Genomic DNA, 22,426 nt, shown 5'->3' with positions numbered 1-22,426 from the left:
TTGCGCAGGTCGCGCTGGGATATCGTCTGCCTGCCGATCCGTCACCGCCGTGGCCGCGTTGCGGCATGAGGCCCCTATCGGCTCTGTCGGGCCAACCGCGAGAGCGACGGAGCCTTGACATCCGCGCACAGCTGGGCTTCGCGTGGCACCAGGGCTTCGGCATCATGGCCGAACGCCCAATTCCTGTAGATAGTCCGCCTGTTCCTCGTCGAGCTGGGCGGAGAAGAGCCTTCGCAGGGGCGCGAGGAGTTCGGTACGGACCAGCAGGTGTTCATCGATACGCAGGAGGGCATGCAACTGGATCTCGCGAATCGTCTCGTGATCTTCTGATGCCGCAGTCAGTGCCAGAATCCTCACCAGCAGGTCTGCCTCGTCCTGGTCGAACAAGGGCGACCAGTCGCTGCAGGTGTTTGCGCCGTATTCGCGATCTTCAGGGGAGGCGGACACGATCTTCGTGACGAGGCCCACCAGATCCGTCTCGCCGATGGTCATCTAGAGTCCCGGATACTCAGAGGGCCAGGGTATGTGCGTAGCGTTTGCAGCGTTGGGATTGTAGTTCGGACTGTTGGGGTTGTGGGACTGATGATGGTACAGATTGCCGGCCTCGTCCTGGTATTGCCTACCGATCTGGATGCGGTAGGTCTCGCCTGATGCTGAGTTCGACCCTACCGGGGCAGTTCCGTCGGGGCCATGAATCCTGAGCCGTACTGTCTGTCCCGCGTCGTTCTTCCAGGAGTATTCGAGGCCGTACTGCGAGCCACCACCTGAGTGGGGTGTCAATTCGCGAATCTTCGCATCGTCAGGAACGATGCTCATGGGATCTTTCCCTCGAAGGTCATATCCCTTGCATGGTGCGAGTCCGAGGGCGTCCTGCCACGCCAGCGGGTTGTCCACGTATCCGTAGTGGTTGTCCGCCGGAATCAGCCCCAGTGGATCAGGGCTGATGTATCGCGCGGTCTCGGGGTCGTAGTACCGATGGTAGTTGTAATTGAATCCCGTCTCGTCGTCGGCGTATTGACCCGGGAATCGCAGTGGGCAGTAGGCCTCCCCGGAACTTTCGGAAGCCGGGTAAGAAACGCCCCAGACGTCGTACCGAGAGCGCCACGGGATGGTGGCATCCTGGGCGACCAACTCCGTCGGAGATCCGACGGGATCCGTTATCACCGCATAGAAGGAGAGATCCGGGCCTGAGGAGGACGGCGGGCCCGGCAGTGGGGATGCCGGACTGTTCGGGTCCGGCCGGAGAAGCACTGCGCGGCTGGTCGTCTGGGCCAGCGCGGTGTGCGTGCCCGGTGCATAATCCCATGTCGTCGTACGCCCTTCCGGAGACCGCTCCTCGGCCAGTCGGGTGCCCTCCCAGGCGAAGGTGGTCGTGTTCGAGGTGCCGTCGAGCGAACGCAGTTTGGCGATCCGTCTGCCCAGCGGATCGTAGGTGTACCGCCACGTGAGACCGTCGGGGGTGACGGCTTGAACGAGACGGTCTTCGGCGTTCCAGGCGTAGGTCCACGTCTTCTTCGCCCCGCTGAGGTGCCTGAGCGTTTTGCGCACCAGACGGCCTTGGGCGTCATGTTGGTAAACGGTGCGACCGGATCGGCGAATGATCGCGCCGGAGAAGTCACGATCCGGAAGGGTGCCGGCATTGCCGGGGACCATGGCACGGGTGAGGTTGCCGGTCGCGTCGTAGTCGTATATCTCCGTGCCGGTGGACGCATGGACCGCGGTGATGCGTCCGACCGCGTCGAGGTCGTAACGGCGAGTGCCGTCCAGAACGTCCTGCACCTCGGCGAGGTAACCGTCGTCGCGGTAGGCGTAGGTGCGGTTGTTCAGAAGGCGTTCGGCCTGCGCCGGCTGAGTGGCGACCACGGCCTGTCCGGTGAGGCGCCCCGTGGTGTCCCAGCGCTGCGTGAGCAGAAGGTTGCCCCCGATGCGGCGCTCTGTCTCGCGCCCTGCTGCGTCGTGCGCGAGAGTGAGGCTGCCGGCCGATGTGACCAGTTCCTCGGGTCGGCCGACGGCGTCATAGGTCCACCTGGAGACATGGCCGCTCGGCGTCGTGCGGGAGGTACGTCTCCCGACCGCGTCGTAGGTGTAGCGAGTGGTGCGGTCGTTGACGGTCTCGGTGAGGGGGCGGCCGAGCTCGTCGCGTACGTAGCTCAGGGTCGCCACGGAGTTCGCGGCGCTGACGAGCCTGCCGGCGTCGTCGTAGGTGTAGGTGGCCACATCTCCAGTGCTGGCGCGCTGTTCGGTGACGCGTCCGAGGCAGTCCAGGACGAAGGCGTGGGTCTCGCCTGCACCGTTGGTGCGCCCGATGAGCTGGTCCGCGGCGTTGAGGGTGTACGTAAGCGTGCGGCCGCTGAAGTCCCTCTCGGAGGTGAGTCGGCCGGCCGGGTCGTAGTTATAGGTCCAGTGGTGCCCCAACGCGTCGGTGACCTGGCGTAGCCGCAACTCAGTGTCGTACTCGAAGGTTCGGACGGCGCCGTTCGGCCCGCTGCGGGAGGCGACGAGGTCGAAGTGCGTGTACGTATAACGGGTGGTGTGGCCTGCCGGGTCGGTGAAGGCGGTGAGATTGCCCTCACCGTCCCATCGCCACGTCTCGCGTGTTCCGTCCGTACTCTCCCGCCACTTCGGCTTGCCGTCCGGTGTCCATTCCATCCGAGTGGTGCAGCCGAGGGGGTCTGTGAACGCTGTCAGGTGGCCGAAGTCGTCGCGCTCGACGTGCGTGGTGTGGCCCAGAGGATCGGTGGCGCCCATGTGCAGCCCGGCGGCATTCACCACGTATCGGTGAGTACGGCCGAGCGGGTCCGTTCTCCCTACGAGGGCGCCACGGAAGTTCCGGCAATAGCGCGTGACGGCGCCAGTCGGATCGGTGGTGGAGAGCAGAGCGCCGAGGTCGTTGTAGGTGTGGGTCCAGATGGCGCCGCCGGGTTCGGAGATCCGGAGGGGGAGTCCGAAGACGTTGTACTCGGCTGTGGCGACGGCGCCATCGGGCCTGACCAGGCTGACCAGGTTGCCATCGGAGCCGTAGCTGTAGCGGATGGTGCGGTCGAGAGGATCCGTGAGAGCGACGAGACGGCGATTCGTGGTGTCCCATTCGCGGCGGGTGGTGTGGCCGAGAGGGTCAGTGAGCCTTTTTCATCCTCGGTCTGAGCTGGCCAGATGCAGGGTGAGGACGGCTTGGACTAGAGCGGTGATGCGGGTGGTGGAGCACCGCAGCTTGCGCAGGAGCCGCCAGGACTTGAGGGTGGCCATGGCCTGTTCGACGAGTGCGCGGATCTTGGCGTGGGACCGGTTCATCGCTTTCTGCCCGGCGGAGAGAGTGTTCCATCGTCCCCAGCCCGGGGTACGGATCGTGCCGCCGGCGCCTCGGTAGCCCTTGTCGGCCCAGCACCTGAGGTCGGCCTGCGTGAGGGCGTCGATGATGCCGTGTTCGCGGGCTGCGCGAATGTCGTGGACGGCCCCGGGCAAGGCAGGTGAGGCCCACAGCAGCCGTCCGAAGGGATCGGTGAGGACCTGCACGTTCATGCCGTGTCTCTTGTGTTTGCCGGAGTAGAAGGGGCGGTCCGCGGCGATGCGGTCGATGGGCAGGAGCGTGCCGTCCAGAAGTACGTAGGCCTTCGTCGAGGCAGTGCGGACTGCGTCGGCCAAGGTGGGTGCGAGGGCGGCCAGGAGGTCGACCGCTTCGGCGACGTAGCGGTAGGCGGTCGTGGTCCCTACGCCGAATCCGGCGGCGAGCTGGGCATAGGTGTGTCCGACACGCAGGTGGGCGAGGGTTAGCAGCGCCTGTCGGCCGGCACTCAACCGGCGCCACCGGCTACCTATCGCACGGCGACGTTCGCACAGGCGGGTGGTGAGGAAGCGAAGATGCGAGCTGGACAGGTCCAGCCCGGACGGGTAGACAAACACGTGAAGCCTCTGGTGGTACGAGTGATCTTGGTCGTGAACCCGTGTACCAGGGGCTTCACTCGTCTGTCACGCCAACTACCGGATTGACACGGCAGGTTGGAAAAGGCTCAGTCTCCGAAATGAGGCGGTAAGCCGCGTTGTGGGTGTAGGTGCTGCTGTGGCCGAGGGAATTGGTGAAGGTGGTGGTGCGGGTGGCGTCGTCGTAGGCGAAGGTGCTGCTCAGGAACCCGTCGGTGCCGGTTGTGGCCACGCAGCGTCCGCGCTGGTCATACGTGTACGCGTAGGTGGTGTCGTTCCGGTCGGTCCATGAGGTGATGCGGCCCGAGGTGTCGTACATGTACCGGTGCGGCAGGCCTGAGGAGTTGGCGACCTCGGTCATGTTGCCGACGGCGTCGTAGCCGTAGGTCCTTATGGCGGTGCCGGGGGCGTCGGCGGCCGAGGGGTCTTGGAGGCGCAGTTCGGTGATGCGGCCGTTGTGGTTGTCCAGGGTGAGGTGGTAGCCGCCACTGTGGTGGATCTCGATGGGGACGCCGTCGTCGTTGTAGCTGATGGCGTACGCGTTGCCGTTGCGGTCGGTGACTTCGGTCAGGGGCAGTGGCAACGAGCCGTCGGGTGTGGCCGGAGTCCCGGTAACGGCGCTGAAGTGGAGCGTGTGGCCGGTCTCCGTCTTGGTTATTCGGAGCGGTGAGCCGGGTGTGCCGTCCCATTCAAGGGGCCAGCGGGGGCCGTGGCTGGGCATCGTCGGGGTGCTGGGCTGAGGCACGGAATACAGAAGGATCGAGCCGTCGTCGGCGACGAAGATCACGCCTTGGTCGTCGAGTTCGAGGCGTTGGTCGAGGGTGGAGGCCCAGGAGGGTCCGTAGAAGCGGCCGATCCGGTAGGAGGACAGGTGGGTGCGTTCCAGGGTCAGGGGGAGGGTGCCGGGCAGGGTGATGTCGGTCTGGGACAGGATCATGTCGCCGGTGGCGACGTCGATCGGGTCCGAGAGGCACTTCTTGGCCGCCTGCTCGATGGCTGCTTTGGCGGGGTCTTCGGCCGCGGCGCGGGCGCCGTTCTTGACCGCCTGCTCGCCGGCGTCCTTGGCCGCGTTGACGGCGGCGTCTTCTGCGACGGTTTTTGATGTACGTGCGGCATGCGGAGCCGGAGCAGTGGCACCGGATCGAGAACATCATGGAGGCGGGTCAAGGCACCCAAGGCGTACAAGGACTGCTGCGCTCCCTGGGCGACGTGGCCCAGGACACGCTGCGCCGGAACGGTGACCGCACCGACATGCGCAGCAGCCTGCTGCAACTCGAACCGCGGAGCTGGGACGACCTCACCGCGGCAGTACGAACGGCGGCCGGTGCGGGGATGGGTGCGTTCCAGCTCGTGTGGGAGTCGTTCAGCGCTCGGGAAGGACTGCAGAGCTCGGAGTTCTGCAGTCCGGTGGGCCTGGCCTCGTTGGCCGCAGAGCTGGTGCTGGCCCCAGGGCAGAAAGCCACAGTGCTGGACCCGTACACGAGGGGCGGGGAGATGCTGGCGGCTGCGTACCGGCACATCGGGGACGCGGGCGGGACCGTGTACGGCGAGACCCTCGACGGCCGTCTGCAAGCGGTCGCGAGTCTGTACCTCCTCCACCTCGGCGTGCGGCCGAAGTTCAGCAACACCCGGTCCGACCGGTGGCCGCCACCGCGCCGCGAGCACGGTGCCGATGTGGTGTTGACGAACCCCCCGTTCAACATGAGCGATGCACCTGGTCCCGGCCGGCGAACGGGGAACTGGCCGTACGGAGCACCGCCACGGGGCAACGACAATTTCGCCTGGGTGCAGTACGTCGTCGACGCTCTGGTACTGGGTGGCCGAGCAGCGGTGGTCATGCCGGTGAAGGCGGGCAACTCGGTGAACAGCGCCGAGCGCGAGATCCGTCATGCGCTGGTACGCACCGGTGCCGTGGAGTGCGTCATCACGCTGCCGCCCCACCTGTTCTCCGCGACTCCCGTACCGGTATCTCTGTGGCTGCTACGACGGGTGGATCAGCCGGTGCGCGAAGGCGTCCTGTTCGTCGATGCCCAGGAGCTGGGGGAGAAAAACCGGCGTCCGCGCGCTCGGGATCGCGGCCCGCGCGTTCGGCGGCTTCTCGGACTTCCAGCTGCCGGTCCGCCGAGACGGCTTCGACCATGCCGTGAACGATCTTCTTCAGCTGCAGTCCGCCGCTCAGCCGCTGGATCTCGGCGCGTTCCTCGGCCGTCATCTGGAGGTCGAGCTTGGCGAGGCGGGCGGCGAGGGTGGAGACCTCTTCCTCCTCGATGGTGTTCGCGGCGGTCTTGCGGAGCAGCTTTTCCAGGCTGATCTGCTTCTCGGTGTGGCGTTCCAGTGGTGCCGCGTCGACCTTCGGCTTCTTCGTCACGCCGACCGCGTCGACGATCACGAAGCGGGTCTTGGGGCCGACGCCGGGGGTGACCTTCTCGAAGTCGGTGAGGGAGAGGGTCCGGGCGCCGCGGCCCTTCATTTGCTCGAAGTACGCCCAGCTCTTGACGTCCCTGAGGAACAGCAGGCATTCCAGCGGCTTGACGTCCGTGCCTGTGGCGATCATGTCGACGGTGACGGCGATGCGCAGCTCCGGGAGGTTACGGAAGGCCGCGAGGCGCTCGGAGGCGTTGCGGGCCGCGCTGGTGATCTTCGCGCAGAAGTCGTTGCCCTTGCCGAAGACGTCACGGACGACCTCGACGATCTCCTCCGCGTGGTTGTCGTTCTTGGCGAAGACCAGCGTCTTGGGCACGTACATCTCGTCCCACCGCAGCGCGCCCGTGGCCGGGTCGTGTTTGGCCCGCTCGGGGAAGATCTCCGTGAACAGCCGGTCGTGGAAGGTTTGGAGGACCGTACGCAGTTGATCCTTGCTGATGACTCCGACACCGACCTGATTGGCGCCGTACTCGATGTCCTCGTCGATGTCCTCATAGCGCTGGCGGCGGGTGCGGCGGTCGCGGACGGGGATGGTGCCGTGTGCGATGACACCGCCCTCGGCCGTTATACGAGTCTCGATCTCGTAGACGGAGAAATCGACGTTGACGCGGTCGGCCACCGCCTCCTGGTAGGAGTACTCACTGACCAGGTTGCCGTTGAAGTAGCCGAAGGTCTGGGCCACGGGCGTGGCGGTGAGGCCGACGATGGGGGCGTCGAAGTATTCGAGGACAGAGCGCCACTTGCCGTAGATGGAGCGGTGGCACTCGTCGACGACGATCAGGTCGAAAGCTTCCGGAGGGATGTCGGGGTTGTAGCCGACCCGGATGCCGTCCGGCACGTCGACGTCGTAGTCGATCTCGCCGTCGCCGCGGTCGCTGCCCGGCAGGCTCGCGCCGGTCAGCTCCATGTAGAGGCGCTGGACGGTGGAGATGACGACCTTGGAGGAGGCGAACATGCCCTCCGCGCCGAGGCGCTGGACGTCGTAGAGGTCGGCGAACTTGCGGTCGGTGTCGGGAGTCTTGAAGTTCTCGAACTCGGCGAAGGCCTGCACACCGAGGTTGTTGCGGTCGACGAGGAACAAGACGCGCTCGGCGCGCGCGTACTTGAGCATCCGGTACGAGAACGTCACGGCCGTGAACGTCTTGCCGGCGCCGGTGGCCATCTGGACGAGGGAACGGGACTGCCCCATCCCGTGCTGGCCCTTGCCGAGCGCCACCGAGTCCTCCACACCGCGCACCGCCTTGATCTGCGCCGGGCGCAGCGGGCGTTCGTTGAGGTCGGGCATGCGCCAGCGCAGCCGGGCCCGGTAGCTGGGGGCCTGCTCGTCCTCCTCGGCCTGGCGGACCCAGCGGGCGAGGGTGCGCGGCTGGTGGAAGGAGAAGATGCGGCGGGTACGGGAGTCCGGGTCGAGGATGGACCGGAAGCGGGTCTCGCCGCCGTCGCTCACGTACCGGAACGGAAGCGGGGTGCGCCAGGCGTTGAGGCGCTGCTGGGCGTCGGTGAGATGGTCGGCGTAACGGTCGGCCTGTGTCTCGGCGGCGGACAGGTCGGCGCCCTCGCGCTTGGCCTCGATGACGCCGACGAGTTTGCGGTCGACGTAGAGGGCATAGTCGGCGCGGCCCTTGGCAGTGGTGACTTCGCGAACGGCGACGCCGTTGCCGCGCCGGTCGCCCTGGACGTGGAGGTTGAGAGTCGCGCCGCCGTTCTGGACGTCCCATCCGGCCGCCCTGAGCATCGCGTCGAGCTGCTTGCGGACCTGCACCTCGGTGAGGGGTTCCCGGGAGGCCTGCTCTGCGTTGTCGAGGAGACGGGCGCGCTCGGCGACGGCGGCCGACGCGGCGGCCCGGTCGGCGCGGCTGCGGCCGATCCGCGTGGCCTCGGCGGTGGCCTGGAACTCCTTGAGTTGGTCCTGCATGGCCGCGACGGCGCGGGCCAGCTCCTCACGCTCGGCCTGCGCCTGGGCCAGCTCGTGCTCGACGGCGCTCCGGGCGGCCTGTTCGGCCTGGGCATGGGATGTCTGGTCGTGGTAGCTAAGGCGGGCGTCCTCGAGTTCCTTGCGGGCCTGGGCGACGTCCTGAAGCAGGCGCTCGTTCTCGGCGGCCGGAGTTCGGTCGGGGCTGGGCGGTACGAACGGCAGCTGCTCGCGCGAGCCGGTGAGCAGCCGGTGGTACCAGACGCCGAGACGGAAGCAGGTACGCAGGGCCCGGAAGGCGTCGTCGGCGTTGTCGAGTCCCGAGTGGTTCGCGTCGTTCCCGAGGGTGCGTACCTCGTGGAAGGCCGTACTCACGTCGCCGTGGAGGTAGCCCTCCCTGTCCAGTGCCTGCAGTCGTTCGTACTGGGTACTGCCTTCCACCCGAACCCGGGCCCGGCTGACCAGGTCGGCCACCATGGCCTCGGCGTATTGACGGGACTTGATGAGCGACGTGTTCGGGTCGCTGAAAACATGGCTCTCGGCGGCGGTTCCGTATGCGACGAGCAGCGAGAGATGCGGCAGCAGGAACCCGAAGTTGCGGGACTGCCCAGCCAGGCGTACCAGTCGGGGATCTGGTGCCTCTGACGCCCCGCCTGCGCTGCTCATGGGGTGGTACCGCCTCTCTGACAGAGCAAGGGTCGCCGCTGACTGCGCGGCGTGATCGCCCGTCGAGCCTAACCGGCGGCCGGTCTTTCCCACCGGTCTTCGGCAGGGGTTGCTGAGCCGTATCGGGACACGCACCGCGGCTGCTCCTTGCACACTCAGGGGTGGACCCCATTGCGTGACCGCGGCGCTGTGCTGCGGAGGCTGCGCCCCACGCCTGAGGGGATTACCCACAACGCCCAGCTAGCAGCGGTTCCTCGTGCAGGGAAGAGCCGGTTCGACCCCCACATCACCAGGGAGTCCCGCTCCCTGCGGGTGCGCGGGGAGGAGGCATTGCGGTATTACGCGGTGACTTCTCGGCGGGGCACCGCCCCGAGTGGCTGCGTCAACCCCGTTCATGGTCGGCGTTGCAGTTCCGGTGGCCTGTGGACGGCCCGCCGTGTCCGGCAGTTGTGGTCCCGCCGGAGGCGTTGGTTTCGATCGTGGCCGCGACGCGTTGCCACGCGGTGAAGACGTTCATGACCTGGTGGCCGGGGGCGTGGCTGATGTCCAGGAGGAAGCGTCGGATGAGAACGGGGCTCGTGAGGGTGTTCTGGATGCGCGCGATTGTCCACACCCTGTGGGTGGCGGGACTGCTTCGTCGCCGGGTCGGCAGTCACGGGGCGATTGCCTCCAGGCACAGGCTGACTGCCCACGCGATGGCGGCGTCGATGCTCGAGGGGGTGCTGGTGACACGTACGTGGTCGAGGTGGTCTTCTGCGAGCAGCGTGCGTATGTGGGTGTCGACCAACGTGCGGTAGTGGGGGTCGTACGGGTGGCCGTCGGTGGCCGAGGCGGGGATGTCGGGGTCGAGGACGGTTGCCAGGAGCAGGGCAAAGGTGGGGTGTTGGGTGGCGGCGAGGAGCTGCAGCCGTTCGTGCTCCAGCGGGTCGGCCGCCTCGTTGCGGAACTCCAGGGCGGCACCGTAGTACGCCAGGGCGTCGATAGGCGCGCGGTCGATGAGGACGACGTCCGCGCCCTGGGCTTCGGCGGCGAGGGTGTCAGCGACGCCCTGGCAGATGATCCATTCGGTCGACGCAGCGGTGTGATGGTGCATCTTCGGGAACCCGAGGGCGGCGGCGCGCTTGGCCAAGCGGCCGGTGCGGGCTACGGCCACGCCGTGGCTGCGTAGCTCCATCTCGATCCGCTTCAGTAACAGCGTCTTGCCCGTGGAGTGGGTTCCGGTGATGCCGATACGGACGGGCGGGGAGGTACGGGCAGGGGTCACCACAGGGTCGGGTCCTCTTCGGGTTGTGGGGCGCCGGGCAGGCTGGGCGGGACGGCTGCGGTGACGAGTTCGTCCCAGGTGGGGTAGCGGGCGGCCATGGAGATGAGGAGTTGGGCGGTGGCGTAGGCGTCGAAGGTGGCGCGGTGCCGGCCCGCCGCGGGCGCGGCGCTCAGGTCGGGGGTGAGGTGGGTGATGAGGGCGTCGAGGCTGTAGCCGGGCAGGTCGGGGTGGGTGGTCTTGGCCAGGCGGAGGGTGTCCAGGACTCCGGTGGGCTGCCAGTCGGGCAGGTGGGCGGTCAGGACGCGGTAGTCGGTGTGGGCGTTGTGGGCGCAGATCCATGCGGTGCCGAGCAGGTCGTGGACGGCGCCGGAGACGTCGTCCCACAGGGGTGCGGTGGCGAGGCGGTCGTTGGTCAGGCCGTGGACGTGGGCGGCGCGCGGGGTGACCGGCCGGGGTGGGCGGATCAGCCATGCCCCGGCGGCGGACGTGTCCGGGCGGCCGTCGAGGATCGGGAGGGCGGCGACCTCGATCAGGTCCGGCGGGCTGGCGCCGTTGCCTTCGACGTCCACGACGAACAGGGGCGGCCAAGCGCTGTAGTTCACGGGGCGGTTCCGTTCTCCGCCGGGCCGGGCCATCCGATGGGGGCGCGTCCGTGCAGGCGGTGGTGGTGCGGCTTGTTGCGGTCGTGGCACTGGAAGCCGTAGCCGTGCTGGAGGAAGTAGCGCGGCGGTTCGTCCAGGCCTTCGACGATGATGGCGCGTTCGTCGATCTCAACGGGGCCGGTTGCCCCGAGGGCGCGCGCGTCGGCGGTCACCTGGGCGAGGTCCGGTCGTACCCAGGCGCCGGCGCAGCGGGCGATCTGCTGGGGTGGGCAGATGTCGCAGAGCTCGCGGATGCCGTAGTGGCCGTTGTAGTCGGCCTCGCCGTGCGCGTACGCCACCGCGCAGCTGGTCTTGCGGAACAGGGCTCCCCAGGGGGCGCCAGAAGCTCCCGGTGTGTGGAAGTAGTCCAGGATCCGTTGCTCTGCTTGCTCGGGCATGATCTTGCGGCGTGCGGTGTCCTCGTACGGCAACGGCAGGCCGTGGGCCTGGTAGTAGTCGGCGATCTCCTGGCGGAAGAACAGGCCGGTGAAGACTGTCGCGTGGGCGTACGCGGACAGTTCGCGGGCGCGGTGCAGTTGGGCCTCGGAGTCGTTGAGGCCGGGCACGATGGGCCGCCAGTACAGCACCGTGCGGTAGCGCTCGGCATGCTCGAACAGGGTGCGCAGGCTGTCGGCGGCAATACGCGAGTCCACCGGTTCGATGGCCTGGTGGTCGATGCCGGAGTGGGTGACCAGGACCGTCAGCCGAAGGTGGCGTAAGGAGTTGAGGGCGGCGCAGTCCTCGGGGGTGACGCGCCAGCGGGTGATGACCAGGACGTGGTTGGTCAGCTCCTGTGCGTCCAGCGCGCGCAGGACGGTGAACAGGTGTGGTTTGACCACCGGCAGCATCGGGTCGGTGGCGCGGTTGAGGAGCTGGATGGGCGTGCTGTGCGGGCGGAAGTAGCGATGGCCGACCAGCGCTTGGACGGCTTGTTCGTCACTCATCAGGCGGCGAGGGACCTTCATGCCGAAGTTGTCGAACAGGTGGCGGACGCAGTACCCGCACTCCAGGGGGCAGCCCACGATCCAGTTCAGCGACAGGCCGGACTTGCGGTATTCGATCACGTCGGCCAGGGCGGGCTTGAGGGCGCCGATCTGTCCCGAGTCGAGGATCGGCAGCGCGCGGCGCGTGTTGTTCGTCCCGGTGGTGTCCATGGAGGCTCCTTCACATGAGGGAAGCAGGCGTCACGCCGTGGCACGCGGACGTGGCATGAGCAGGTCGCGGCGCGCGGCGCCGTACCAGGTGCCGAAGTCGCGGCGGGCGGCTTCGGCGTCGTCGGAGGTGTGGACGAGGTTGCGGACGAGCCGGTGTTCGGCGAGCGCTTTGTCGAGTGAGTCGTCGCCGTGGTCGCCGCGGATGGTGCCCTCGGCTGCGCGGGTCGGGTCGAAGTGGCCGAGGACAGCGCGAAGCCGGGTGTGGACGCCGGGTGGCCCGTAGGCGAGGGCGACGGTGACGGTCCGGCCGACGTACTCCGCGTCGAGGCAGGCCGGGATGTCGCGGTCAGGGAACCAGTCCTTGTCCACCAGTAGATCCCAGTAGTGGACGTGGATCTGCCATGCCTCGACGATCACCTCGCACCGCCCGGACAACTCCACTCCCGGCAGCGCGAGTCGGCTCAGGACGGTGTCGTTCAGCCCGCGCTCGCCGGCGTCCGGCTTGCACAGGATCACCGACCAGCGGGTCCAGTCGACCCCGTCCACCACGGCACCGCTGCGGGGCAGCTTCCTGGTCACCGAATGCTCGCCGCGCCGGCGCAGGCCGGCCACTTGTGGCCGAGCAGCCAGCGAAGGCCCGGCCACAGTTGGCCCAGCAGTTGGGGATCGACGCGGTCGGCGTCCTCGTGGACGATCCGGCGGTACACCTCGAACAGCAGCAGAACCTGCTGCCAATACGGCTCCAGGCTCAGCGCTTCGATGTCGGCGACACAGTAGGAGACCGCATTGGTACGCAAACCCTCCTCGTGCTCCAGGAGCCGGGCGATCGTCGCTGGTGTTGTCGTGGCAGGCATCGGCGGGAACGCGAAGTGCAGGGGCGCCGCTCGCCGAGTGGCCTCGTCGAGAACCTGCCGGACCCGCTCGGCGTCGCGGTCGCAGATGTGCGCCGAGCCGATGTGGTGCGTGTAGGAGCCCAGTCCCAGGCCGAGCTGGACGGCGGCGTACTCCTGGAACATGGTGAACGAGAAGACGTCCGAGAGCAGCCCGCGATCCAGATCGTTGGCTCGCATCGTGCAGACCATGTGGAGCCGCCCGTCGCGCGGGAGCAGGTGCAGAGCGGCCAGGCACGCCATGTCCGGGTTGCCGTCGACGGCCAGCTCGTCGGCGGTGAACACCGGCAGGAAGCCGCGTTTGCTGTCGGTCTCGCGCCTCAGCAGCTCCAGTACGCGGTCGAACGCGGAATGGTCCGCCCCCGTGGCCGGGGTGAGGATGCGGTGCCCGTACGACGAGCCGTTGATGTGTACGCCGTCGCGTGAGCTGGATGCCATCGACGGCGCGTAGTAGCCGATCATCTCCAGGTCCCGACGTCCGGCCAGGTGCCACAGCGCCTCGGCGAAATGGAACACCGGGTTGACCCTGCGGGCTGCCAGATACGGCAGGCGCTGCCGCGGGTCCGGCAGCCGGAAACCGACGCCGATCACTTCGCGGGCGTCGTTGCCGCGCGGCGCTATGCGGAACTCGAAATCGTCGCTGACCTGCGTCAGCAGGGCCAGGTAGGCCGCTTGCAGGCCGGGGAAGTCGGGAGGAGTCAGCATGGCGTCTCCAGATCAGGACGATGTAGGGGCGGGTTCGTACAGGCCTCGGCCGCCAACGGGGACGGGATACCGGGGCTCGAAGTGGTTCCGGAGCGTTTGCGCTCAAGGACCACCAAGGGGCAGTTCAGCGCGTCGGCGATCTTCATCAGGTTTGCGGGGGTGGCGCTCCGCCAGCCGCTCTCGATCTCGCCCATGAGCTGCTCGGATATCCCGAGCCGGCTGGCCAAGGCCCGTTTGGTCAGGCCTGCTTTCTCCCTCGCCCAGGTCACCGCCTCGGGCTCCTGGTGAAGGCGACTGGGCGCCTTGCGCGTTCGGCGGCCGGCGGGCGGCAAGGACACGGGATTCGTCACGTCAGCAAGCCCTGTTCGGCGCGCACCGAAACGGCTGAGGACGTGAAGACGGCGACGATGTCCTTCCCCGTCGGGCTCGGCACCACGGTCACGTCCGCGGCGAGTGCGCGCACGAGCATGAGGCCGCGGCCGTCGAGGCTGTCCACGTCGACCTCCCGCTCCTGCGGCAGCGTGGGATCGTCGTCGTGGACGATCACCACGATCCCTCCGGGGACGCGCTGGACGAGGCAGCGGCTGACCTTGGGATGCCCGTGACTGGTCGGCGGCGCCGCATGACGCATGACGTTGGTCAGCAGCTCTGCGAGGGTGAGCCCGATGTCCGTCGCCAGCTCGTCCAGGCCCCATAGGCAGACGTTTTCCCGCGCGATCGTCTTGGCGTGGTGGATGGACTTCGCCGACAGCTCCAGCTCGATCAGCAATTGCCCGGGGCCGCTCTGAGCAGTGCTGCGGGCTCCCGGCGGCGCGGCTTCAAGAAGGTTCGTCATGGCAAGTCCAGTTCGTTGCCCGAAAACCCGTCCACGGGAATCCGGCTGCGGTGTGTACTGGTTCAGCAGCGGTCAGCAACTATTGAGACAGCCCGGAAGCCGAGAGGGCAGAGGGCGATGTGGATACCGGTGGGAATCCTCATCGGGAGGCAGGAGCGCGTATGCCGCAGCCGGAGAAGGTCCTCGACCCGACCGCCTCACCGGAGGCGTGGTACGGCCATGAGATCCGCCTGCGCCGTAAGGCCCGCGGCTTCAAGACCGCCGGCGCGCTCGCGGCTCGGGTGCAGGTCAGCGTGGATGTCGTCCTGAAGATCGAGCGTGGCGAATACCGATGCCCGGAGGACTTAGCTGCACGGCTGGACGAAGTCCTCCAGACCGGCGGTCTGTTCGCCCGAGCATGGGGAATGGCCTTCGGTGATGCGGATAAATGCCGCGCTGATGCGGATTCATCGGGCCGTCGGCGAGGGGAGGGAACCCGGACGGCACATCGGGGGCGCATGCTGGAGGGAGGTGACCCAACTGCGCCGAACAGGAGTCCTGAGCCTGTGGAACGTCGTGCCTTCCTCGCCGTCGGCAGCCTTGCCACCCTCGCTCCGCTGGAGCTGAGCCGCCTCCTCAGCCCTGTGGCCCCGCCGCCCGTCCCCGAACGGATCACCAGGAACGAGATCGACCAACTCCTCGACATCGCCAACGTGCTTCAAGGTTGGGACAACTCGCACGGCAGCGGCGGCCTGGTCGGGGGGTTGGCAGGCAACTGCATGCGCTGGGCAGTCAGCCTGCTGTCCGCTGACTGTCCGCCCCGGCTCAGAGCCGACTTCCTTGCCGCCCTTGCTCGGCTCGGACTCGTCGCCGGGGCCTCGCAGTTTGACGTCTGCCGGCACGAGGAGGCTCGTGTCGCTTTCAAGGTCGCGGTCGAGTGCGCGGAAGAGGGCAAGCACTGGCACCTCCGTGCCAAGGGGTACTCCTTCCTGGCGCGGCAGGCGATCTGGATCGGCGACGGTGACGACGGGTTGACGAACGCGGAGAAGGGGCTGGTCCGATCCGACAGGCTCACCGCGTCGGAGCGGGCGATGCTGCACACCGCCCGCGCACGGGCTTTCGCGAAGCTGCGCAACGTCCAGGAGACGCTGGCCGCAGTGGGCGCTGCCGACGACGCTTTCGCCGAGCGCCGTCCCGCCGAAGAACCACCATGGATGGCCTACTACGACGAGGCCCAGCACAACGGAGATACCGCGCACGCCCTTTGGGACCTCGCGGTGGGAGTGGACGGTCACGATCCGACGCCGGCCGCGGAGCGATTCCAAAGTGCTGTACGGGGGCACGCGCCGGCATTCGTCCGGTCCAAGGCGATCTCGTGCACCAAGCTCGCCGCGCTGGTCATGCTCAAGGGCGACCCGCGCGAGGCCGCGTCGATCGGCCACCGCGCCTTGGACTTCAGCGGCGGGCTGACCTCGCGCCGGGCCTCGGAAGACCTCCGTGAGCTGGGCCGCTTCGCCGCCCGGCATCCGAAGGTGCCGGAGGCGCTTGCCCTGCGCGGGAGGATCGGCGCTAGCTTGCATGCATGACGAGCACGTCGGAACGCGGCCGCGCGGCCCTCGACGAAGCGTGCGCTGCGGTCGGCATTGATTCGCGGGGCGCCGAGCCCGTACGGGTCGCTGAGAACCAGATATGGCGTGTCTCAGGAGTGGTCGTACGGATCGCACCGCCGGACCGGCTGGCCACGGCCTTGAGAGAAATACGCGTTGCCCGCTGGCTTGCCGACAACGGCGTCCGTACGGTCGCGCCCCTCGATGTCGAGCAGCCCCTTGAGCGAGCCGGACACGTCATCACCTTCTGGGAGGAGGTCCCGTCCCACACCCACGGCACGATCGACGATGTCGCCCTGGCCTTGCGGGACCTCCACGACCTGCCACCGCCCGACTTCGCGATTGGCCGCCTGGACCCTTTCGTGCGCGTACGGGAACGTCTTATGGCCGCCAATACGCTTCCCGACAACGACCGCCGCTGGCTCCTCGGCCTGCACGACGACCTCGCCCAGCGCTGGGACGCCGGCCTTCCGCCAGGACTGCCCGAATGCGCCATCCACGGCGACGCGTGGCCCGGCAATATCGTGCGCGTCAACGGTGAACGCCTCCTGATGGACTTGGAACGGTTCTCCGTCGGACCACCAGAGTGGGACCTCACTTCAACCGCGGTGCGCACCAGGACGACTGGGGCCGTCACCGAACACGACTACGCCCGCTTCTGCGCGCTGTACGGACGCGATGTCACGGAGTGGCAGGGCTACGACATGCTCGCCCGCACCCGCGAACTCCGCCTGGTCACTTACGCTGCCCAGCACGCGGCTACACGTCCCCGATGGAGCGATCAGGCTCAACACCGTGTGGACTGTCTGCGAGGACGTTGCGGTCCTCGGCCCTGGAAGTGGGAGGGGATTCTGTGAGAGGCGTGTCCGCAGCACGTGGGCACCTGTGGGAAACGGGGCTTCGCCGCTTGCTGCAGTTCGTCAGAACCGAGTTGGCTTTCGAGTGAACCCGCAGGTGGACGAGACTGCTCCCCGCGCCCGTGGGGATGGACCTTCCCACCCACCGGCCCTTTGGTCACATGGTGTGGTGCTGCTCCCCGCGCCCACGGGGATGGACCCGGGACGACGGAGATGCAGGGTATGTTCCCGACCTGCTCCCCGCGCCGCGGGGAGGGACTGGCTTCGACCGCGACACACTGAAGCCGAACTCCGGCCGTGCGCCACGTGCTGAGGCGCTGTCATTGTGGGCGAGCGCGGATTCCGGGTCGTCGCGGTTCAGCGTGCAGTCTGCCGGGCGAGGTCCTCCGCGAATAGTCGCGGACGGAATGGACGATGGCGCGGGTCCGCTTATGGCACGGCAGTGGCACGGCCCGTCTGGCTTCGGGCGGGCGCGTGGTCAGGCCGGTGATTGCCGGGACTCCGGCTTCACCATGGGGTGACATAGGGGGGCGAAAGGGGATCTTTTCCGGGACCTTTTGTGACGCGGCTCACTGGAAATGCATCTCGCTATTCGAGAGAGCCTCGGCGTCCAGCGGTCAACCGCGGTCACCGGGTGCATTCGCGCCCCGCAATTCGCCGTCCAATGGCACGGATATGGCACGCGGCCCTCGAATTGGTCTGGACAACAACAAAGCCCCAAGTCGATGACCTGGGGCTTTCTTGTGGAGCGGATGACGGGAATCGAACCCGCGCTCTGAGCTTGGGAAGCTCATGTTCTACCATTAAACTACATCCGCAGAAAAGTCCCCGAGGGGTGCTTCGGGGATACTCTACCCTACCTCCGGGTGGGGTGGGGGAGGGTAGGTTCGGGGGCGGTGTGGCTGCGTGGGGGTGGGGCGGGGGATCCCCTAATGTGTGGGTTTGTCGGCCACGCGGAGTTGGGGAAGGGGCTTCATGGAGCGCACTGTCGTTCGTTGTGCGGAGGGGCATGTCTTCAGTACCGGGTCGTTTCCGTTGCAGCAGTTGGGGGTGCAGCGGTTGGGGCCCGCTCGGCTGGTGAGGTGTCCCAGGTGTGCGCGGCTGCGGCATGCCGTGCCGGTCGGGGACGGGAGCGGCGGGGAGAAGTAGCGGGGGTAGGGTCGTCCCGTGCTGCTCTCAGACAAGGACATCCGGACCGAAATCGACAACGGCCGCGTACGCGTGGATCCGTTCGAGCCGTCGATGGTGCAGCCGTCGAGCATCGACGTGCGCCTGGACCGGTTCTTCCGGGTGTTCGAGAACCACCGGTATCCGCATATCGATCCGGCGGTGGAGCAGCCGGATCTGACGCGGCTGGTGGAGCCGGAAGGGGACGACTGCTTCATCCTGCATCCGGGGGAGTTCGTGCTGGCCTCGACCTATGAGGTCATCTCGCTGCCGGACGACGTCGCCTCGCGGCTGGAGGGGAAGTCCAGCCTGGGGCGGCTCGGGTTGCTCACGCATTCGACGGCGGGCTTCATCGATCCCGGGTTCTCCGGGCATGTGACGCTGGAGCTGTCGAATGTGGCGACGCTGCCCATCAAGCTCTGGCCGGGGATGAAGATCGGGCAGTTGTGCCTGTTCCGGCTGACGTCGCCGGCCGAATTCCCGTACGGCTCGCAGCAGTACGGCTCGCGCTACCAGGGGCAGCGCGGGCCGACCGCCTCCAGGTCGTTCATGAACTTCCACCGCACCAAGGTGTGAGACCGGGGGCAAGGGCGCTCACGGGTGCATGCGCGCACCCTTGAGGGTCTTGTCCACGGCGTTGCGCGGACCGTGGACGGCAAGGCCCACCAGGTCCAGGCCGGCGGTCGGGACGGCGCGGACGGCGGCGCGGTTGTCGGTGTCGTTGCCGGTGGCGAAGAGGTCGGCGGTGAAGACCGCGCTGGGCAGCATGCGGGAGAGCGCTCGCGTGTGGGCGGCGGTCAGTACGTCCTTGCTGCCCTCGAAGACCAGCACCGGCTGGCGGAACATCGGCAGGTACGGGGTGCCGTCGGCGTCCTCGTAGGGCTCGCCGATGAGTTCGGGCAGGTGCGTGCCGAGGCCGCTCACCAGGAACGCCGTCACGTTCAGCCGCTGCCACGGCTCCAGGTCCTCCCGCAGCAGCACGGCGATCTTCGTATCGAAAGCTGTGGTCATGCCCCCCACCCTGCGGGACCCGGGGGCCGGGGTCTTGTACGTTCCTTGCGTGATCGGCGCGTGATCGGCCGGCCGCGGCGCCGCCCCGAGCGTCCCGCCCGGGTCAGATCAGCGGCAGCTTGAACAGCATCAGCAGTGCCACCAGTTGGAGCGACGAGGCCCCCAACGCCTTGTGCCACGGCAGGTCGTGGGACTTGCCGACCATCGACGTCATCAGGGCCGCGCAGCCCAGCCAGGTGACCCAGCCCACCAGTTGGACGAAGTCGTTGGCGCCGCCCAGGAAGAGGGCGAAGAGCAGCCGGGGGGCGTCGGTGAGGGTGGTGATGAGCATCGCCAGGCCGATGGTCGGCGCCCAGGAACCGTCGCCGCCGAGCTGGCGGGCCAGCGTGTTGGTGACCGCGCCCAGCGTCAGGCCGCACAGGGTGACGGCGATGGCGGTGGTGATGACCCAGGGGACGCTGGCGGTCAGGGTGGCGTCGAGGATGTCCTTGCGGGCGGCGTCGAAGCCGAAGACGGCGAGCAGGCCGTAGACGAAGGTCACGGTGAGCGCGGGGCCCCACATGCGGTGGTCGCGCATCTGCCAGAAGGTGCGGCCGGGGCGCAGCAGGATGCCGCTGAGCAGCTGCTTCCAGTGCAGCCGCGGGCCGGCCGGCGGGGCGGTGGTCTGGCCGGCGCGATACGTCGCCACGTTGTCGCCGTCGTGGCCGTACGGGTCGGCCAGCGGGGCCGGCTCGCCCAGCGTGAAGGCCCGGGTGTTGCCGGGGGCGTCGTCGTACGCGGGCGGCTGGCCGTACTGCGGCTGCCGGGAGTCGTACGGCGGCGGGCCGCCGTGACCGTAGTGCCCGGGGTCGCCGGGGGATGCGTACGGCCCGGGCCCGGCGGGAGGGGGGTAGCCGCCCGGTGCGTTCGGGTCCTGTCCTCGTCGGTTCTCGAATCCAGCCACGCCTTCGAACGTACCCGCTCCCCGGCGCCCCAGGCCCGGGCGGTCCGCCCGGGGCGCCGCTTTGCTGCCAACCTGTGACACGTCCGGCGGCGCCCGGTGGACGGGGAGCCGTCAGCCCGCGGAGGTGTCCCCGGCCGCCGCTCCCGCCGCTCCCGCCGCACCCGCCGTCGCGTCGGCGGTGACCGCCGCGGCCGGGGTGCGTACCGAGTCGAGCAGCAGCTGGGCCACGTCGACGACCTGCACCGACTCCTTCGCCGTGCCGTCGTTCTTCTTGCCGTTGACCGAGTCGGTGAGCATCACCAGGCAGAACGGGCAGGCGGTGGAGATGATGTCCGGGTCGAGGGACAGGGCCTCGTCGACCCGCTCGTTGTTGATGCGCTTGCCGATCCGCTCCTCCATCCACATCCGGGCGCCGCCGGCGCCGCAGCAGAAGCCGCGGTCCTTGTGTCGGTGCATCTCCTCGCTGCGCAGGCCCGGCACGCTGGCGATGATCTCGCGCGGCGGTGTGTAGACCTTGTTGTGCCGGCCCAGGTAGCAGGGGTCGTGGTAGGTGATCAGGCCCTCGACCGGGGTGACGGGGACCAGCCGGCCCTCGTCCACCAGGGTCTGCAGCAGCTGGGTGTGGTGGATGACCTCGTACTCGCCGCCGAGCTGCGGGTATTCGTTGGCGATGGTGTTGAAGCAGTGCGGGCAGGTCGCGACGATCTTCTTCGCGGAGCGCGGCTTGCGGGTGGCGGGGTCGTCCTCGTCCTCGCCGAAGGCCATGTTGAGCATGGCGACGTTCTCCATGCCCAGCTGCTGGAAGAGGAATTCGTTGCCCAGGCGTCGGGGTGAATCCCCGGTGCAGTTCTCCTCGCCGCCCATGATGGCGAAGTTGACGCCGGCCATGTGCAGCAGTTCCGCGAAGGCCTTGGTGGTCTTCTTCGCCCGGTCCTCCAGCGAGCCCGCGCAGCCCACCCAGTACAGGTACTCCACCTCGGTGAGGTCCTCGACGTCCTCGCCGACGACCGGGACCTCGAAGTCGACCTCCTTGACCCACGCCAGGCGCTGCTTCTTGGGCAGGCCCCAGGGGTTGCCCTTCTTCTCCAGGTTCTTGAGCATCGTGCCGGCCTCCGAGGGGAAGGACGACTCGATCATCACCTGGTAGCGGCGCATGTCGATGATGTGGTCGATGTGCTCGATGTCGACCGGGCACTGCTCGACGCAGGCGCCGCAGGTGGTGCAGGACCACAGGACGTCCGGGTCGATGACGCCGTTCTCCTCGGCGGTGCCGATCAGCGGGCGCTCGGCCTCGGCCAGGGCCGCGGCCGGGACGCCGGCCAGCTGCTCGGGCGTCGCCTGCTCCTCGCCCTCGGCGTTCTTGCCCCCGCCGGCCAGCAGGTAGGGCGCCTTGGCGTGGGCGTGGTCGCGCAGCGACATGATGAGCAACTTGGGCGACAGCGGCTTGCCGGTGTTCCAGGCAGGGCACTGCGACTGGCAGCGGCCGCACTCGGTGCAGGTGGAGAAGTCGAGGATGCCCTTCCAGGAGAACTGCTCGACCTGGGAGACGCCGAAGACGTCGTCCTCGCCGGGGTCCTCGAAGTCGATCGGCACCCCGTTGCTGGTCATCGGCTGGAGCGGGCCGAGGGCGACCGGGCCGTGGGCCTCGCGCTTGAACCAGATGTTGAAGAAGGCCAGGAAGCGGTGCCAGGCGACGCCCATGCCGGTGTTCAGGCCCAGCACGATGGCCCAGATCATGGTGACGCTCAGCTTGACCATGGCGGTGGCGTAGACGACGTTCTGCAGCGTCCCGGTGCTCAGGCCGCGGAAGCCGGCCACCAGCGGATACGAGGCGAAGTACGCGGCCTCGTAGTGGTCGACGCCGTGCAGGGCGCCCTCCAGGCCGCGCAGCGTCATGATCGCCAGGCCGATGACCAGGACGACGTACTCCACGAAGTACGCCTGCCAGGCCGTCGAGCCGGCGAAGCGCGACTTGCGGCCCGCCCGGGAGGGGAGGTTCAGCAGCCGGATCACGATCAGCGTGATGATGCCCAGCGTGGTGAGGGTCGCGATGAACTCGGTGTAGACCTCGTACGGCAGCCAGTTCCCGATCCACGGCAGGAGCCAGTCGGCCTTGAAGAGCTGGCCGTAGGCGTTGACGATCGTCAGGGCCAGGGTCAGGAAGCCGACCGCGACGAACCAGTGGGCGACGCCGACGACGCCCCACTTGTTCATCCGGGTGTGGCCGACGAATTCCCGCAGCATGGTCGCCGTACGCGCCTGCGGGTCGTTCGTGCGGCTGCCGGCGGGCACCGGCCTGCCGAGCCGGATGAACCGGTGGATCTGCGCGATGGCGAGGCCGAAGAGCGCGACGCCGACCGCGGTGAGGACCAGCGACACGATGATCGCGGCGAGTTGCATGGGGGCTCCTCGGGCCTGCGCACGGTGAACGGGTACCGGACTACTAAGCGGTA

18 protein-coding genes, 1 tRNA gene and 1 pseudogene are annotated in these 22,426 nt (G+C 68.1%); 4 read left to right on the top strand and 16 right to left on the bottom strand.

Going from position 1 to position 22,426, the window contains the following annotated elements; genetic code table 11:
• Window positions 1-162 precede the first annotated feature (162 nt).
• The 4 genes from OG702_RS16660 to OG702_RS16645 form a co-directional block, all read right to left on the bottom strand.
• The gene (locus OG702_RS16660) at window positions 163-492 is read right to left on the bottom strand and encodes a hypothetical protein (RefSeq protein WP_327289671.1); all 330 of its coding nucleotides are present in this window, start codon (window positions 490-492) and stop codon (window positions 163-165) included.
• Entirely contained in the window at window positions 493-2,772 is a 2,280-nt protein-coding gene (locus tag OG702_RS16655) for a polymorphic toxin type 30 domain-containing protein (RefSeq protein ID WP_442814442.1), read from the bottom strand. It lies immediately after the preceding gene.
• Window positions 2,773-3,129: 357 nt separating this feature from the next.
• Window positions 3,130-3,900 carry a transposase family protein gene (locus tag OG702_RS16650; protein ID WP_327289670.1) on the bottom strand — a complete coding sequence of 257 codons (771 nt, stop codon included), beginning with the start codon at window positions 3,898-3,900 and terminating at the stop codon, window positions 3,130-3,132.
• A gap of 55 nt (window positions 3,901-3,955) precedes the next feature.
• On the bottom strand, window positions 3,956-4,876 hold the full coding sequence (locus OG702_RS16645; protein WP_327293253.1) for a DUF6531 domain-containing protein: 921 nt from the start codon (window positions 4,874-4,876) through the stop codon (window positions 3,956-3,958).
• Window positions 4,877-5,019: 143 nt separating this feature from the next.
• On the opposite strand from OG702_RS16645, the pseudogene OG702_RS35485 reads away from it, so the two are divergent.
• Window positions 5,020-5,913, top strand: a pseudogene (locus OG702_RS35485) (HsdM family class I SAM-dependent methyltransferase); the annotation flags it as partial.
• Here the strand turns inward: OG702_RS35485 and OG702_RS16640 are convergent.
• From OG702_RS16640 to OG702_RS16605, 8 genes are all read right to left on the bottom strand, one after another.
• Window positions 5,843-8,920 (bottom strand): DEAD/DEAH box helicase family protein, encoded by a 3,078-nt coding sequence (locus OG702_RS16640; RefSeq protein ID WP_327289669.1) that lies wholly within the window; start codon window positions 8,918-8,920, stop codon window positions 5,843-5,845. The pseudogene OG702_RS35485 and the gene OG702_RS16640 sit on opposite strands and share 71 nt — an antisense overlap.
• Window positions 8,921-9,572: 652 nt before the next feature.
• Entirely contained in the window at window positions 9,573-10,184 is a 612-nt protein-coding gene (locus OG702_RS16635) for an AAA family ATPase (RefSeq protein ID WP_327289668.1), read from the bottom strand.
• Entirely contained in the window at window positions 10,181-10,786 is a 606-nt protein-coding gene (locus OG702_RS16630) for a 3'-5' exonuclease (protein ID WP_327289667.1), read from the bottom strand. The genes OG702_RS16635 and OG702_RS16630 overlap by 4 nt, the downstream gene beginning before the upstream one ends.
• Window positions 10,783-11,979 carry a radical SAM protein gene (locus tag OG702_RS16625; protein ID WP_327289666.1) on the bottom strand — a complete coding sequence of 399 codons (1,197 nt, stop codon included), beginning with the start codon at window positions 11,977-11,979 and terminating at the stop codon, window positions 10,783-10,785. Before OG702_RS16625 ends, OG702_RS16630 begins: the two co-directional genes overlap by 4 nt.
• A 30-nt stretch (window positions 11,980-12,009) precedes the next feature.
• Window positions 12,010-12,558 (bottom strand): nucleoside-diphosphate kinase, encoded by a 549-nt coding sequence (locus OG702_RS16620; protein WP_327289665.1) that lies wholly within the window; start codon window positions 12,556-12,558, stop codon window positions 12,010-12,012.
• Window positions 12,555-13,574, bottom strand: coding sequence for a thymidylate synthase (locus OG702_RS16615; RefSeq protein WP_327289664.1), 1,020 nt, complete (start codon window positions 13,572-13,574; stop codon window positions 12,555-12,557). Before OG702_RS16615 ends, OG702_RS16620 begins: the two co-directional genes overlap by 4 nt.
• A complete protein-coding gene (locus tag OG702_RS16610; protein WP_327289663.1) occupies window positions 13,568-13,843 on the bottom strand; it encodes a helix-turn-helix domain-containing protein in 276 nt (91 codons plus the stop codon). Before OG702_RS16610 ends, OG702_RS16615 begins: the two co-directional genes overlap by 7 nt.
• Window positions 13,844-13,920: 77 nt before the next feature.
• Window positions 13,921-14,409, bottom strand: a complete 489-nt coding sequence (locus OG702_RS16605; protein WP_327289662.1) for an ATP-binding protein — start codon at window positions 14,407-14,409, stop codon at window positions 13,921-13,923.
• 161 nt (window positions 14,410-14,570) lie between these two features.
• On the opposite strand from OG702_RS16605, the gene OG702_RS16600 reads away from it, so the two are divergent.
• Together OG702_RS16600 and OG702_RS16595 are read left to right on the top strand one after the other, a co-directional pair.
• The gene (locus OG702_RS16600; protein WP_327289661.1) at window positions 14,571-15,974 is read left to right on the top strand and encodes a helix-turn-helix domain-containing protein; all 1,404 of its coding nucleotides are present in this window, start codon (window positions 14,571-14,573) and stop codon (window positions 15,972-15,974) included.
• Window positions 15,971-16,852 (top strand): aminoglycoside phosphotransferase family protein, encoded by an 882-nt coding sequence (locus OG702_RS16595; RefSeq protein WP_327289660.1) that lies wholly within the window; start codon window positions 15,971-15,973, stop codon window positions 16,850-16,852. The genes OG702_RS16600 and OG702_RS16595 overlap by 4 nt, the downstream gene beginning before the upstream one ends.
• A 744-nt stretch (window positions 16,853-17,596) precedes the next feature.
• Here the strand turns inward: OG702_RS16595 and OG702_RS16590 are convergent.
• Window positions 17,597-17,670: transfer RNA gene (locus OG702_RS16590), tRNA-Gly, on the bottom strand.
• A gap of 349 nt (window positions 17,671-18,019) precedes the next feature.
• On the opposite strand from OG702_RS16590, the gene dcd reads away from it, so the two are divergent.
• On the top strand, window positions 18,020-18,595 hold the full coding sequence (gene dcd / locus OG702_RS16585) for a dCTP deaminase (protein ID WP_327289659.1): 576 nt from the start codon (window positions 18,020-18,022) through the stop codon (window positions 18,593-18,595).
• An 18-nt stretch (window positions 18,596-18,613) separates the two neighbouring features.
• Here dcd and OG702_RS16580 read toward each other — a convergent pair whose 3' ends face one another.
• From OG702_RS16580 to OG702_RS16570, 3 genes are all read right to left on the bottom strand, one after another.
• Window positions 18,614-19,030 (bottom strand): DUF2000 domain-containing protein, encoded by a 417-nt coding sequence (locus OG702_RS16580; RefSeq protein ID WP_327289658.1) that lies wholly within the window; start codon window positions 19,028-19,030, stop codon window positions 18,614-18,616.
• Window positions 19,031-19,133: 103 nt separating this feature from the next.
• Window positions 19,134-19,973 carry a Yip1 family protein gene (locus OG702_RS16575; RefSeq protein ID WP_327289657.1) on the bottom strand — a complete coding sequence of 280 codons (840 nt, stop codon included), beginning with the start codon at window positions 19,971-19,973 and terminating at the stop codon, window positions 19,134-19,136.
• 111 nt (window positions 19,974-20,084) lie between these two features.
• Entirely contained in the window at window positions 20,085-22,373 is a 2,289-nt protein-coding gene (locus OG702_RS16570; RefSeq protein WP_327289656.1) for a (Fe-S)-binding protein, read from the bottom strand.
• Window positions 22,374-22,426: the final 53 nt, after the last annotated feature.

Source organism: Streptomyces sp. NBC_01198, from assembly GCF_036010485.1.
Lineage (GTDB): Bacteria > Actinomycetota > Actinomycetes > Streptomycetales > Streptomycetaceae > Actinacidiphila.
Note: the sequence above shows the minus strand (reverse complement) of the source record. Positions and strands in the feature narration are given on the sequence as shown.